The sequence below is a fragment of the Candidatus Baltobacteraceae bacterium genome (assembly GCA_036559195.1).
Lineage (GTDB): Bacteria > Vulcanimicrobiota > Vulcanimicrobiia > Vulcanimicrobiales > Vulcanimicrobiaceae > JALYTZ01.
On record DATBTN010000022.1, the window covers coordinates 1 to 14686 of the forward strand.

Consider the following 14686-nt stretch of genomic DNA (forward strand, 5'->3'; position numbering starts at 1 on the left):
CCGTTTGGGGTTGGGGTTAGGGTGGTTTTGGCTAGGAGGGCTTCTAGTTCGGGGGCTGGGACGGGGCGGCTGAAGTAGAAGCCTTGGGCGTATTCGCAGCCGCAGTCGCGCAGGAAGTCGCCTTGGGGCTGCGTTTCTACGCCTTCAGCGATCACTTTGAGGCCCAGCGCGTGCGACATCGCGATGATCGCGGTGACGATCGCGAGATCGTTGGCATCTTCGGGAATATCGCGCACGAACGACTTGTCGATTTTGAGTACGTCGATCGGAAAGCGTTTGAGGTAACTCAGCGACGAGTAGCCGGTTCCGAAATCGTCGAGCGAGATGCCGATTCCGAGCGACTTGAGTTGCCGCATGACGCCGATCGATTCTTCGGCGTTGTGCATCGCGACGGTCTCGGTGATCTCGAAATCTAAGTCGGTAGGATCTAGGCCGGCGTTGCGCAGCGCTTCTTCGATCTGCTTTACGAGATTGAAGTGCAAGAATTGCCGTCCCGAAAGATTCACGGCCAGGCGCAGGCGCCGGTTAAAGAGTTTTTGCCACGTTCGTACTTGTTCGGAGGCCGTGCGCAGCACCCAATCGCCCAATTGCACGATGAAGCCCGAGGTCTCGGCCTGCGCGATGAACGTTTCGGGCGTCACGTACGTCTGATCGCGTTGCGGCCAGCGGCAGAGCGCTTCGACGCCCACAATCTCACCGGTCGTAAGCAAGACAACCGGCTGATAGAAGAGCTGAAACTCGCCGTAGTTCAGCGCGTTGGCTAAACGCTGGTGCATCGGCAGCAAACGATAACTCACCGTGGGCTCCTACTTGCGGTTTCGCCGAGGGCAAGCCTGCAGAAATAGGCGATGCGCGCGGCCTCTTCGGCCAGGTCGCTGCGCATAAAGGCGTCTTCGAGACACGCTCCGACCGTCGAAAGTCCGTGGCGGGCCATGATGACCGAGTCGATACCGCGCGCGAATTCTACGGCGGTGATTTCGGCGAGTTCCTGCGATCCCGGCGCCCGGTAGGGGGTGCAGGCCACCTCGCCCAGCGTCTCGCTCGCTCCCACCGTATCGCGGGGGAGCGTCGTCTCGAGCTTCGACCAAACCACGCAAAACGTCGGGTGCGAATGCACGACCGCGGCGACGTCGGCGCGCGCGCCGTAGGCGGCCAGGTGCAGCGGCAGCTCGCTCGTTGGATGCCGGCCCCGATCGCGCACGACGCCGGTTCGATCGGTGCGAACGATATGCTCGCAGAGCAGGCTGCCGAGCGACGTGCCGGCCGGTGTTACGAGGATGTCGCCGTCATCCAAGCGCACGCTGATGTTACCGCTCGTTCCGGTTACGAGCCGCCGGTCCCAGAGTGCGCGACCGTACCGAACGATCTCGTCGCGTGCGGCCGAATCGTCCAATTACATACCTGCCGGATGCCAGATCGTTTTGATCTCCGTATAGGCTGCGATCTCGTCCAAACTCTGCGCGTCGGGTGCGAACCAATCGTCGCGCCCGCGCACCACGTGCGTGCGTTTGACGTTATCCGCCGCGTGCGTTTGCAGCATTTTCGTACATGCCGGGTCGCCGTCTACGAATCCGAGTGCGTTGACGTCCATGTGTTTGGCGAGGACCGGACCCAGTTCGCTGCGATGTCCGGTGAGAATGTTGACGACGCCGGCCGGAACGTCGCACGTCGCGAGCGTTTCGGCGAAGACGATCGCGGTGCGCGGGTCGCGCTGCGATGCAACGAGCACGACCGAATTACCCGCCACTAAGGCGGGAAGCAGCATCGTGACCAGGCCGAGCAGCGCGGGTTCGTCGGGCGCGAGAATCGCGACGACGCCGGTCGGCTCGGGGGTGGAGAAGTTGAAGTGCGGCCCGGCTACCGGGTTGCGCGTGGAGAGCAGGGCGCCGTATTTATCGGTCCAGCCCGCGTACCAGATCGTGCGATCGATCGCGGCGGCTACTTCGGCTTGCGCATCGGCGGCGGCCCCGCTGCCTTCGCGCACGCGCTCGACGAGTTCGTCGCGGCGCGCCTCCATCATCTCGGCGAGGCGATACAGAATAAGCCCCCGCGTGCTCGGGGCGGTCGCCCACCATTTCGGCTGCGCTCCGCGCGCCGCAACGACCGCGTCGCGAACGTCCTTGCGCGAGGCTCGTGCGATGTTCGCGCCAAACGCTTTGCCATCCCAAACCGGTTCGCTGCGCGCGGATTCCGAGCGAACGAATGCGCCGTTAATGTAGAGCTTGTACATCTTGCGGACCGCGAGGCGATCCCGGTCTTCCTTCGACACGCTACATGGCCTACGACGCGAAGGCGCCGGCGACCTCGCTCCGCAACCATAGGCGAATGAATCCGCGCTGCGTCATTGCCGAATCGTTCGCGGCCGAAGGCCAAGACGTACTGCGCGCACGCGGGATCGACGTGCATTCGTGCGTCGGCGTTTCGCGGGACGAACTCGTCGCCGCGCTGGCGCACGCTCAAGCTCTCATCGTGCGTTCGGAGACGCGGGTGGACCGCGCGCTGTTGTCGGCGGGGCCCGGCCTGCGCGTGGTGGCGCGCGCGGGCGTCGGCGTCGACGCGATCGACGTGGATGCGGCGACCGAGGCGGGCATCGTCGTCGTCAACACCCCGTCGGCCAACACGATCGCCGCAACCGAACTAACCTTCGCGATGATGCTGGCGGCCGTGCGCCACATCCCCGACGCGACGGCGACGCTGCGCGCCGGCCGTTGGGAACGCGCGCAATTCGTGGGCAACGAACTGTGCGGTAAGACGCTCGGCATCGTCGGTCTGGGGCGCATCGGCGCGGGCGTGGCCGTACGCGCGCGCGCGTTCGGAATGACGGTTCTCGCGTGCGATCCGTATATCGGTTCGGCGCGCGCGCAAGCGCACGACGCCGAGCTCGTCGATCTCGACGCGCTTTTCGCTCGCGCCGATATCGTAACGCTGCACGTTCCGTTGACCGAGCAGACCAAAGCGCTCGTGAATGCCGCACGGCTCGCGCGGATGCGTCCCCACGCGATTCTCGTTAACTGCGCGCGCGGCGGCGTCGTCGACGAACGGGCGCTGCTCGCCGCGCTCGACGCCGGCACGATCGCGGGGGCGGCGCTCGACGTTGTCGCACACGAACCGCCCGCGGCCGATTCGCCGGGTTCGCGCTTGCACCGTCATCCGCGCGTCATCGCGACGCCGCACTTGGGCGGTTCGACGCACGAAGCGTTGCGGCGCATCGCCGTGGAACTCGCAACCGACGTGGCCGACGTGCTGACCGGTCGGCCCCCGCAGGGCGCCGTCAACGCTCCCGCGCCGAGCGGCGCCGACGCGCAACAGGTGCGTCGCTACGTCGATATCGCCTATCGTCTGGGAGTCGTACTCCCGCAACTCGTCGACGGATCGCTGCAGCGTCCGGTCACGCTCGTCGCTTGCGGCGATCTCGCGCAGAGCGACCCGGCACCGCTGCGCGCCGCGCTGCTCTCGGGGCTCTTGCAAACGACGACCGAGCGGCGCGTTTCCATCGTCAACGCCGAATCCATCGCCGCCGAGATCGGACTCGTGCTCGACGTCGTCGCCGACGAGGCGCGCGAGCCCTATGCGGCGTCGCTCGCCGTCGCATCGGGTCCGCATCGTCTGATCGGCACCGCCCTTCACAACGGCCCGCGCATCGTCGAGATCGACGGGTACGACGTGGATGCGATCCTGGAGGGCGTGCTCATCGTGACTCGCCATCGCGACGTGCCCGGTGTCGTTGGGCGCGTCGGCATGATCCTCGGCGACGCGAACGTCAATATCTCGACGATGCAAGTGGGCCGCAGCGCGCGCGGCGGCGATGCGCTCATGACGCTCGGAGTCGACCGGCCGTTAGATCGCGAGACGCTCGATGCGATCGGCGCGATCGCCGGAATGCGCCGCGTCGTAAGCATCGTGGTGTAGCGGTGGCAATCGTTCGCGTCGCTCGCCATGGGGAATCGACCTGGAACCGCTTGGGCCGCTACCAGGGCCGGCGCGATGCCGATCTTTCGCCGCTGGGTCGCGTCCAGTCGCAGTCGCTCGCGGCCGCGCTCCACGACGCGGGAATCGAGCGAATCGTCACGAGCCCGCTGCAGCGCGCGGTCCTCACGGCGCGCCCGTTGGCGGAGTTGCTCGGCGTGACCCCCGAGCTCGATGCGGCCGCGATCGAGATCGCGCATGGCACCTGGGAGGGCCGTTATCGCGAGGAAATCGCCGAAAACGACCCCGAGCGCTACCACCTCTGGCGCGAGCGCCCCGAGCTCGTCGCCTTCGAATTCGGGGAGACCGTGCTCGAGGTGTTGGAGCGCTGGCGGCGATTCGCGGCGCGCTTCGATGCGGGCCGCGACGCGCTGATCGTTACCCACGATGTCGTCGTGCGGCTGGCCATCCTCGACTCCACCGGGCGCGGCGCCGCGCAGCTCTGGCAGCCGCGCGTCGTCAACGCGGGCTACGCCGAGTTTCGCGTCGAGGGCGAGCGCTGGGAACTGTTGCGCGAGTGCGTGGACGGCCACCTGGCCGGCTGCACGGCCGATCTGCCCGGGCAAGCGCTGTGAAGTGGGTATACCTCTAGCCAATCTACTCGTTTAACCGGAGGCATGGTGGCTAAAGCAACCCCGTTTTTATCCGACGTGAAGTCGCTGCGCGCGCGCGCACGCAAAGATATGATGAAAGGCGCCGTCACGAGCGACTACAAGGGCGACGTGAAGAAGGCGGTCGATATTCTCAATTCGGCGCTGGCTACGGAGATCGTCTGCGTGCTGCGCTACAAGCGTCACTACTACATGGCGCAGGGCATTCACAAAGAAGCGGTGGCGGCCGAATTTCTCCAGCACGCAAACGAAGAGCAGGCGCACGCCGACCTCATCGCCGAGCGGATCACGCAACTCGGCGGGGCGCCCGACCTCAACCCGCAGGGACTTGCGACGCGCAGTCATTCGCAATATATCGAAGGCGATAATCTGATCGACATGATCAAAGAGAATCTGGTCGCCGAACGCATCGCCATCGAATCGTATCGCGAGATTATCCGGTATTTCGGTGACAACGATACGACCACGCGCCGTATGATGGAGGGCATTCTCGCGATGGAAGAAGAGCACGCGAGCGATATGACCGATCTGCTCGAGGCGCACGGCACGGAGGCCGGGAGCAAGCATTAGACTCACCTTCGTTCGGCACGGGGCGACCGACTGGAACCGCGACGGGCGCTTTCAAGGCCAAAGCGACGTTCCGCTCAGTCACGAGGGCCGCGCGCAAGCGCTGGCCCTCGCGGATGCGCTGCGCGGCGAGCGATTCGACTACGCGGTCGCAAGCGACTTGAGTCGCGCCTACGAAACGGCGCTGGCAATCGCGCGTCCGCACGGCGTGGACGTGGCGCGCGACCCTCGGTGGCGCGAGTTTGCTTTCGGCCGGTGGGAAGGCTTGACGTGGAGCGAGATCGTCGAGCGGTATCCGGCGTTGGCGGCCGGCGACGCTACGGCACCGCGTTCCTACGCGCCCGACGGCGGCGAATCGTTCGAAGCGGTGACGCAGCGCGTGCGCGACGCACTCGATACGCTGCGCGGAGGCGAACACGAACACGCGCTCGTCGTCGCCCACGCGGGTCCGTTACACGCGGCGCTGCACGTGCTCTTCGGTGCCGGCGCCATCGACGTTCGCTTCGTGCCGGCGAGCATCACGCGCGTGATGGTGGATCGAACCGGCGCTGCGCTGCTCACCCTTAACGATTCCTCGCATCTCTAGAGCGCGGCGCTACTGCCCCTGCGCGAGCGAGAAACCGCGCTCGCCGTCGAAGGTGTAGAGTCCCTCGGTCTTCACGACGTCGAACCCGGCCTTCGCCATCGCGTCGAGCAATCGCACCACGTGTGCCGGCGTAAACGGGGCGCCGTCGGCCTCGAAACGGCAACTCCAGTGATCGCTCCAGAACGTGTCGGGATTGCCGTCGGGCCAAACCTTCGTGCCGCGATTACTTATCACGGTGAGTTTCGTGCCGGCGACGCCGAGGCGTTGCAGTGTAGCGGCGATTTCGTCGGGTACGCCGTCCGGCTGATCGATAAAGATATCGACGCCCACGTGCGCTTTCTTGGGAACCGCTCCCGCGGCGCGAATCGCCAGATCGAGATTGGCGTCCTTCGCGTACACCGCTGCCTTGAGCTGTTGCGGTTTTTGGCCGAGTCGTTCGATGACGGCATCGGCAAACTCGCGCGTGCCGACTTTTTGCTTGCTCGTGCCCTCTTTGTAAATGTCGTAGGTGTGGACGCCGTCTTCGATGGTGCGCAGCCATGCGTTGTGCGCGCGCTCCGCAATCTCACCCTGACCGATGTGGGAGAGCATTAGGAACGCGCCGTGCAGCAAGCCCGACGGATTGGCCATGTTCTGGCCCGCGCGCCGCGGCGCCGAGCCGTGAATCGCCTCGAACATCGAACAGTGATCGCCGATGTTGGCCGATCCGGCGAGGCCGACCGAGCCGGTGATCTGCGCCGCCACGTCGGAGAGAACGTCGCCGTAAAGATTCGGCATCACGAGCACGTCGAAGGCCTCGGGCGTATCGGCCATCTTGGCCGCGCCGATGTCGACGATCCAGTGCTCGTTTTCGATCTCGGGATACTCTTTGGCAATTTCGTCGAAGACCTTGTGGAACAACCCGTCGGTGATCTTCATGATGTTGTCTTTGGTAAAGCACGTCACTTTTTTGCGCTTGTTCGCTTTCGCGTACTCGAAGGCGTAACGAACGATGCGTTCGCTGCCCGGACGCGAGATGAGTTTCAAGCACTGGGTGACGGCGTTGGTTTGGCGGTGCTCGATACCGCCGTAGACGTCTTCCTCGTTCTCGCGAACGATCACCAGATCCATCTTGGGGTGTTTGGTCGCAACGTACGGTGCGAGCGAGGCGCAGGGCCGAACGTTCGCATACATGCCGAGCGTCTTGCGCACGGTAACGTTGAGCGATTTGAACCCGCCGCCTTGCGGCGTCGTAATTGGTGCCTTGAGAAAGACCCTGGTGCGGCGCAGAGAGTCCCAGGAGCTGGGCTCGATGCCGTTGCTCAATCCACGATTGTAAACGCCTTCGCCGATTTCGATGGTCTCGATATCGAGCTGCGCGCCCGCCGCATTTACGATACGCAGCGTGGCATCCATGATTTCGGGCCCGATGCCGTCGCCGTGGGCAACGGTAATCGGCACTTTTTTGGCCGTAAGGGTCGTGGTCACCGTGATCTCTCCTTCGAGCGTCTTTAGCAGGGAGCCGACCGAAGCAATTCAGCCGCCCCCCACGCCGAGCCTCTCCAGACAACGTGGTTCGACGACTTCACCATGACAAGCGCCCACCATGAGAGGTGCCCTAGATCGACCATTGCCAGGCGTTCCAGTCTTCGCTTACGCCGTTGGGCGCGAAGTTTTGGAGATCGGGGTTCATCGCGTACCGGCGCTTGGGATAGTAGAGGAAGAGGACGGGGACGTCTTGCGCGAGCAGCGCTTGCGTTTTCGCGTAGGCTGCCTTGCGGACGTTTCGGTCGAAGCTGTGCAGCGCGACGTTCTCGGCGGCGTCGAATTGTTTGTTGCAGTAATTCGCGATGTTGTTGCCGTTGGGCGGCACGTACGCGCACATGAATTGCTGCGAGTCGTCGGGATCGATTCCGGCTATCCAGGCATAGAGCCCGAGATCGTATTTGCCGCCGAGCAAAATGCCGCCCAGCTGCTGGGTCGCATACAAGAGCGTGTAGTTATAGCTCTTGATTGAAAGATCGACGCCGATGCGGCGCAGCTCCGATTGCACCTCGGCACCGATGACCTGCGAGGTGGGATTTCCCTGACCGTAGACCAGCTGCAGTTCGAGCCGCTTGCCGTTCTTGCTCCGGATACCGTCGGCACCCGTCTTCCAGCCGGCCGCTTCGAGAAGCTGCGCGGCCTTCGCCGAATCGTAGGCGTAGATGGTTACGTTGGGGTCGTAGGCCCAGGAACTCTTGGCGATGTCTTCGGTGGCGAGATCCGCCGCGCCGTACGTATTGTCGCGCGTGATCGAGGCCGCGTCGATACCGTAGGCCAGCGCGCGGCGCACGCGCACGTCGTCGAGCGGAGGCCGTTTGAGGTTGAGATCGATCGACTCGTAGGCGGGCGAGCCCGGCAGAAGCACCCGGACGTTTGCCGCCGATCGCAAATCGCGCACGATCGGAAATGAGATGTCGTTGAGCAAGTCGGCGGAATGCGAGCGCAAACTGGCCTCGCGCGTGTTGTCGTCGGTCACGAACCGTACGACGATGCGCCGCAGTTTTGGCTTCCCTTTGAAGTAGTCGTCGTTCGCGACGAACTCCACGTGATCGCCGTGCACCCACTTCACGACTTTAAACGGTCCGGTACCGATCGGCAGAGCGTTAAACGGCGCGCGATTGATGTTCGGATACTTGGCCAGAATGTGTTCGGGAACGACGCGAAACGGGTCGTCGCTCTCGCCGAAGACCGTGTCGACGAACGGCGCGAACGCTTCTTTCAAATGAAATATCACGGTGTACGGGTCCGGCGTATCGACCGAGGAGACCACGTCGTAGCCGCGTCGCTCGACCACGTTGTTATTGGGGTTCATGACCGCTTGCCACGAGAACTTCACGTCCTTGGCCGTAAACGGCACGCCGTCTTGCCACTTCACGTTCTTGCGCAAATGATAGGTCACCGTACGCCCGTCCTTGGCGATGCCGCCGTTGGCTAACGTGGGTACCGTGGCCGCAAGATCGGGGACGTCGTTGCCCTTATCGTCGACCGTAACGAGCAGATCGAATGCGAGGCCCGCGAGAAAATTATCCGAGGTGTTGCTTGCGAGCAGCGGGTTGAGCGAGTTGGGATTGGCCCAATCGTCGACGCGCAGAACTTCGGGCTGGGTCCACGGATGGCGCGTGCCGATCGGCGTGCCGTTTCCGGTGCGCGAACACGCGGCGAGAAAGAGCAGAAGCACTGCGGCCCGGAGCGCGCGCAAACCGCTACGCGCTCACGAGGCGAAACTTCGCGTACATGTACGGATAGTCGGCGTAGAACCAGTTGCGGAAGCTCCGCCGCACGAGTTCGCGTGCCGTAACGGGCGATGCGCCCTTCATCACGTAGTGGCGCCCGTCGAAGAAGTCGGCGCTGTATTGCGGATACGAAGCCATCGGTTCGAATCCCGGGAACGGTGCGAAGACCGTGCTCGTCCACTCCCAGCCGTTGCCGATGAGATCGTGCACGTCCCAGGCACTCGCTCCGGCCGGATTCGCGTCGACGGGTTCGGGGTCGAACCGATTGAAATCGAAGTTCCCGCGCTCGGCCGTTGGAGTTTCGTCACCCCACGGAAACGGACGCTCCGCTCCGCTCGGCGTTCCGAAGGCCGCGCGGTGGTATTCGGCCTCCGACGGCAAGCGCGAGCCTTTCCAAGCGGCGTAGGCCTGCGCCTGATCGTGCGTCGCGTACACCGGCCAGGACCGCGGCAACGGCAGCGTTTCGAAGACGCCGAGCAGATACCAATCGCCGTCGCGTTCGATCCAGAACGGCGGCGGCGGCCCGCCGGCGCGTACGAATTCCAGATAGTCCGCGTTCGTCACCGGATACCGCTCGATCCCGAACGCGGGAACGCGGACTTCGTGCCGGCCGAACTCGTTATCCCACCCGAACGGAATGCTTCCCGGGTCCGCACCGAGCGTCGCCGTTCCGCCGGCAATCGCGACGAGGTCGTTTCGCGGCGGCGCGGGATCGTGATGATCTTGCGCGATGCGTCCCTTGAGATCGGGGCCGAGCCGATGGATGATGTAGAGCAGCGTTTCGTGATGCATCGGCTCGTGCTCGAGTGCGGTGTAGATGGCTTGTCCGCGCGCCAGGCGCGGCGCGCGATCGTCGTGCAGCACCGCCGTTTCGATCGCCTCGAGAACGCGATCGTCGCAGGCGCGGCCGAAGGCTTCGATTGCGGCCTTCTGCGGCCAATCGCGCCGTTCGTGGCGGTTCGCATCGGTCAGCGAGCCGGGATCGATGCCGCGTTCGAAGAGCTTCTCGAGGAGCGGATCGACCGGCGCCTCGCCGAGCGCGCGTTCGTTAAACGTGAGGAAGCTAAATGCCGGGATATGGCCTTCGTAAAACGCGAACGGGTGCCGCAGCGGAATCGGACGGGCGTAGTATGCGGCCGGATCGATCAGCGCGAAGATCTGCGCGGACCGGGCGCGATTGCGCCGGTACCAGTCGGCAAGAAGCGGGCGATCGAGAGCCGGGGTTGCCGGTGCCAGGGTCTGCATGTTCCTCACCTTACCCTAAATATTCAGCCAATCCGTGAACGCCGCCCTCGCGGCCGAATCCCGACTCGCGGTAGCCGCCGAAGGGCGACGACGGGTCGAACTGGTTGAAGGTGTTACACCATACCACACCCGCCCGCAAGTGTTGCGCGACGAACATGTTTTTGCTCCCTTTGTCGGTCCAGATACCGGCCGAGAGTCCGTACGGCGTGTTGTTGGCTTTTTCGATCGCCTCCTCGGGCGTTCGGAAGGTGATGATCGAAAGAACGGGCCCGAAGATCTCCTCGCGCGCGATGCGGTGCGATTGCGACACGTTGGTGAAAAACGAGGCGGGGAAATAATATCCGCGCTCGGGTATCGTGCACGACTGCTGCACGAGCGTGGCGCCCGCTTCGACGCCGCTGCGCACCAGTTCGTTTATACGTTCGAGCTGGATCTTCGAATTGATCGCGCCGATGTCAGTGTTTTTATCGAGCGGATTGCCGAGCCGCAGCGTCTCGAGGCGTTCGGTGAGACGCACGACGATTTCGTCGTGTGCGCTCTCTTGCACGAGCAGACGCGAACCGGCGCAGCAGACGTGCCCCTGATTAAAGTAGATCCCGTTGACCACGCCTTCGATGGCCTGATCCATCGGCGCGTCGGCAAACACGATGTGCGCGGCTTTACCGCCGAGTTCGAGCGTGAGACGTTTTGCGGTGCCCGCGACCGAACGCGCGATCGCCTTGCCGACGTCGGTCGATCCCGTAAACGCGATCTTATCGATATCGGGATGATCGACGAGCGCCGCACCGGTGGCGCCGTCGCCGGTTACCACGTTGACGACGCCGGGCGGTAAATCGCACTCGCGCACGATCGCCGCGAGTGCGAGCGCGGTCAGCGGCGTCGTTTCGGCCGGCTTGAGGACGACCGTATTTCCGCATGCGAGGGCGGGCGCGATCTTCCAGGCGGCCATCAGCAGCGGAAAGTTCCAAGGCACGATCTGCCCGGCGACGCCGATCGGACGCGGAATCTCGCCGGCCCGCATCGCCCACTCGAGCTTATCGGCCCAGCCCGCGTAGTAGAAGAAGTGCGCCGCCGCGAGCGGCACGTCGAAGTCGCGCGACTCTTTGATCGGCTTGCCGCCGTCCATCGTTTCGAGCACCGCGAGTTCGCGCGAACGCTCCGTAATGGCGCGCGCGATGCGATAGATGTACTTGGCGCGATCGGCCGGACGCAACTTGCGCCAGTACTTGTCATAGGCTTTACGCGCCGCGCGAACCGCGCGATCTACGTCGGCGGCGTCGCCGTAGGCGATCTCGGCCAGATGCGCTTCGTTGGACGGATCGATCGTCGCGAAGTAGCGCCCGCTCGCGGGCGCGCTCCACTGACCGTTGATGAAGAGCCCGTACCGTTCGCGGATCGCGACGGCGGTCGTTTCCGGCGCCGGCGCGTAATCGAAGATCGCCATCGTTTAGTCCTTCGGGAAGTAATCGGGGCCGGCGTAGCTTCCGGTCTGTTCTTTCTCGTACTGCATGAGCAAATCGTCGAGCAGCGAACTCGCGCCGATGCGAAAGAGATCGGGCGTCAACCACGCCGCGCCGAGCGTCTCTTTGACGACGACCAGATACGTCATCGCTTGTTTCGTCGTGCGGACGCCGCCGGCAACCTTGAGTCCCGCGCGACGGCCCGTGCGGCGCGCGTAGTCCCGAATCGCCTCGCACATGACGACGGCGACCGGAAACGTGGCGCTGGTTCCGGCCTTGCCGGTGGAGGTTTTAATCACATCGGCGCCGGCTTCGAGTGCGAGGTCGCTCGCGCGGCGCACGTTGTCGTAACTGACGAGTTCGCCCGTTTCGAGGATGACCTTGAGATGGATCGTGCCGCAAACGCGTTTGACGGCGACGATCTCGTCGTAGACCTGCCGTTCTTTGCCCGAAAGAAACGCGCCGCGGTCGATCACCATGTCGATCTCGTCGGCGCCGGATGCGATCGCGGCTTGCGTGTCGGCGAGGCGCACCTCAAGCGACGAGAGGCCGCTTGGAAATGCGGTCGCGACCGACGCGACCTTCACCGTGCTGCCGCGTAACGCGTCCTTCGCAACCGCGACTAGGCTCGGATAGACGCAGACCGCCGCGACGCTCGGAACGTCGGGCAGATGCGGCGCCGGCGCGATCGCCTTCGCGCAGAGCGATCGAACGCGGCCTTCGGAATCTTTGCCTTCGAGCGTGGTGAGATCCATGCATCCGATCGCCAGACGAATGCCGGCAACTTTGGTGCTGGTTTTGATCGAACGCTTCGCAAGTGCCCCTGCGCGCGTCTCGAGCATGACGGCGTCGACGGTCGCGATGGTCATGTGCGTTTAGAGCGTCCCGCGCTTTTCCTGTTCTTTCTCGATCGAGACGAAGAGCGCTTTGAAGTTGCCCTTTCCGAAGCTCAGACTGCCCTTGCGTTGGATGATCTCGAAAAATACCGTCGGACGATCCTGCAGCGGTTTGGTGAAGATCTGCAGCATGTAGCCGAGGTCGTCGCGATCGACGAGGATGCGTAACTCGCGCAGCATCTGCATCGCCTCGTCGATGTGACCGACGCGCGCTTCGAGATCGTCGTAATAACTATCGGGCGTGTCGAGGAACTCGACCCCGTTGGTCTTGAGCGCTCGAATCGTCGCGATGATATCGTCGGTGCGGATCGCGACGTGTTGCACGCCCGCGCCGCGATAGAAGTCCAGATACTCCTCGATCTGGGATTTCTTCTTGCCTTGCGCGGGTTCGTTGATCGGGAACTTCACGCGGTGTTCGGCGTCGGTCATGACTTTCGAACGCAGCGCCGTGTACTCGGTCGAGATGTCCTTATCGTCGAACGAGACGAGCTGCGAAAAGCCGAAGACCTTCGCGTAGAAGTCGCCCCAGGGGTCCATCTCTCCCCAGCCGACGTTTCCGACGCAATGATCGATGAACTGCAGACCGGGCTTCTGCGCGAACGCAACCGTCCCGTGCTGCGCCACGAACCCCGGCATGAATATCCCGCGGTAGCCATCGCGCTGGATGAAGCTATGCACCGTTTCGCCATAGGTGGCGATCGTTGCTTTGACGATTCGCCCGTTCGCGTCCGATGACACCGTTGGCTCGAGTACCGCTTTGGCGCCGCCGGCGATCGCCTGGTCGAACGCGGCGCGCGCATCCTTCACGAGAATGGCGACATCCTTAACACCGTCGCCGTGAAGCGCCACGTGTTTCGCGATGGCGTCGTCCGGACGCAAACTCGAGGTCAGCGCGAAGCGCAGCTTATTTTGAACCAAAACGTAGGAGGCGCGGTCTTGAACGCCGGTCTCGGGGCCCGCGTAGGCGACCCGGTCGAAGCCGAACGCCGAACAGTAATAGTGCGCGGCCTGTTTGGCGTTGCCGACGTAGAACTCGAGGTAGTCCCAATCGATCTGGGCCAGCGGGTTGGTCTTCGGCGAACTCATCGTTGTCATAGCGGGATGCACTTGGCGCACCACCTGCGAACTCTCCTCCGTATGACCACTTCCTCGGGGCAACTCCCAGCCGCCACGGCGGCGTTTTCGGCCTTGATCGACTACGCCGGACTCTTTCCACCGGCGAAACTCGCCATGACCGAGGCGCTGCGCGAGTACGCCGAGGCGCGCCGCGCGCCGCACGCGTGGACGATCGGGCGCTTCATCGTGCCCGCCAGCCGCATGGGCGAACTGCTCGCGGCGCTCGACCAAACGCAGCCCGGCGAGGCGGCCCTGCCGGCGAGCGTCATCGTCGATGCCGAACCGGAACCGCGGGCGTGGCTGGCGAGCGCGCGGGCGGCGCTCGCCGGCATCGCCGCGCTGCGCCGCGATGGGCGCATCGCGATCGAAGCGCTCGAAGTGCCGCTTCCGCCGCTGGTCACGCGCCGCGAGACGTACGATGCCCCGGTCGGACAGTTTGCCATGCTCCTCGAAGGCGCCGCCTTGCGCGACCTGCCCGTCTATCTCGAGATTCCACGCAACGAGCGATTCGCGGAGTTGCTCTCCGGCGCGCTTTTCGCGTTCGCGCGACACCGGCTGCGCGCGAAGGTGCGATGCGGCGGCATCACTGCCGATGCCGTTCCAGCGCCGGCGGAGCTGGCGGCGTTCGTCCATGCGGCCCATGCCGAACGTGTGGCGTTCAAAGCGACGGCCGGACTGCATCACCCCGTGCGCCACTCCAACGACGCGAGCGGGTTCGTCATGCACGGGTTTCTCAATCTTCTCGGCGCCGCGGTCTTCGCCCGAGACGGAGCCGATACGGCGGACCTGACGGCGATTCTCGAAGAAGACGATCCGGCGGCGTTTGGGATCGACGGCGCCGGCTTGCGCGTTGACGGCCGGAGCGCCGCGCTCTCGCAGATCGAGCTAGCGCGTCGCGAGTCGTTCGTGAGTTACGGCAGCTGCAGCTTGAGCGAGCCGATCGGCGATCTCATCGCGCTCGGCATGCTCGAAGGATAGCGTC

The 14686-nt window shown here is 64.2% G+C and carries 14 protein-coding genes; 5 read left to right on the forward strand and 9 right to left on the reverse strand.

Annotated elements, in window-relative coordinates:
- The 3 genes from VIG32_02220 to VIG32_02230 all read right to left on the reverse strand — a co-directional run.
- A partial coding sequence (locus VIG32_02220; protein HEY8296826.1) for an EAL domain-containing protein occupies positions 1-797 on the reverse strand: 797 nt, incomplete at its 3' end.
- Positions 794-1393, reverse strand: a complete 600-nt coding sequence (locus tag VIG32_02225) for a class II aldolase/adducin family protein (GenBank protein HEY8296827.1) — start codon at positions 1391-1393, stop codon at positions 794-796. The genes VIG32_02225 and VIG32_02220, both read right to left, overlap by 4 nt.
- Positions 1394-2269 (reverse strand): aldehyde dehydrogenase family protein, encoded by an 876-nt coding sequence (locus tag VIG32_02230; protein ID HEY8296828.1) that lies wholly within the window; start codon positions 2267-2269, stop codon positions 1394-1396. It abuts the gene before it with no gap.
- Between the two features lie 56 nt (positions 2270-2325).
- On the opposite strand from VIG32_02230, the gene serA reads away from it, so the two are divergent.
- The 4 genes from serA to VIG32_02250 are packed head-to-tail and all read left to right on the forward strand — an operon-like array spanning position 2326 to position 5730.
- Positions 2326-3909 (forward strand): phosphoglycerate dehydrogenase, encoded by a 1584-nt coding sequence (gene serA, locus VIG32_02235; GenBank protein ID HEY8296829.1) that lies wholly within the window; start codon positions 2326-2328, stop codon positions 3907-3909.
- A 2-nt stretch (positions 3910-3911) separates the two neighbouring features.
- On the forward strand, positions 3912-4541 hold the full coding sequence (locus tag VIG32_02240; GenBank protein HEY8296830.1) for a histidine phosphatase family protein: 630 nt from the start codon (positions 3912-3914) through the stop codon (positions 4539-4541).
- A gap of 45 nt (positions 4542-4586) precedes the next feature.
- The gene (locus VIG32_02245; GenBank protein HEY8296831.1) at positions 4587-5147 is read left to right on the forward strand and encodes a ferritin-like domain-containing protein; all 561 of its coding nucleotides are present in this window, start codon (positions 4587-4589) and stop codon (positions 5145-5147) included.
- Positions 5143-5730 (forward strand): histidine phosphatase family protein, encoded by a 588-nt coding sequence (locus VIG32_02250; GenBank protein ID HEY8296832.1) that lies wholly within the window; start codon positions 5143-5145, stop codon positions 5728-5730. Before VIG32_02245 ends, VIG32_02250 begins: the two co-directional genes overlap by 5 nt.
- A 9-nt stretch (positions 5731-5739) precedes the next feature.
- Here the strand turns inward: VIG32_02250 and VIG32_02255 are convergent, their stop codons facing one another.
- The 6 genes from VIG32_02255 to hppD form a co-directional block, all read right to left on the reverse strand.
- Positions 5740-7197, reverse strand: a complete 1458-nt coding sequence (locus VIG32_02255) for an NADP-dependent isocitrate dehydrogenase (protein ID HEY8296833.1) — start codon at positions 7195-7197, stop codon at positions 5740-5742.
- 130 nt (positions 7198-7327) lie between these two features.
- Positions 7328-8953 (reverse strand): peptide ABC transporter substrate-binding protein, encoded by a 1626-nt coding sequence (locus VIG32_02260; GenBank protein ID HEY8296834.1) that lies wholly within the window; start codon positions 8951-8953, stop codon positions 7328-7330.
- Between the two features lie 4 nt (positions 8954-8957).
- Entirely contained in the window at positions 8958-10232 is a 1275-nt protein-coding gene (locus VIG32_02265; GenBank protein HEY8296835.1) for an SUMF1/EgtB/PvdO family nonheme iron enzyme, read from the reverse strand.
- Between the two features lie 10 nt (positions 10233-10242).
- The gene (locus VIG32_02270; protein ID HEY8296836.1) at positions 10243-11676 is read right to left on the reverse strand and encodes an aldehyde dehydrogenase family protein; all 1434 of its coding nucleotides are present in this window, start codon (positions 11674-11676) and stop codon (positions 10243-10245) included.
- A 3-nt stretch (positions 11677-11679) separates the two neighbouring features.
- Positions 11680-12561 carry a deoxyribose-phosphate aldolase gene (deoC, locus tag VIG32_02275; GenBank protein HEY8296837.1) on the reverse strand — a complete coding sequence of 294 codons (882 nt, stop codon included), beginning with the start codon at positions 12559-12561 and terminating at the stop codon, positions 11680-11682.
- A 6-nt stretch (positions 12562-12567) separates the two neighbouring features.
- On the reverse strand, positions 12568-13674 hold the full coding sequence (gene hppD, locus VIG32_02280; protein HEY8296838.1) for a 4-hydroxyphenylpyruvate dioxygenase: 1107 nt from the start codon (positions 13672-13674) through the stop codon (positions 12568-12570).
- A 51-nt stretch (positions 13675-13725) separates the two neighbouring features.
- Between hppD and VIG32_02285 the strand changes: the two genes are divergently transcribed.
- Entirely contained in the window at positions 13726-14682 is a 957-nt protein-coding gene (locus VIG32_02285) for a hypothetical protein (GenBank protein ID HEY8296839.1), read from the forward strand.
- Positions 14683-14686: the final 4 nt, after the last annotated feature.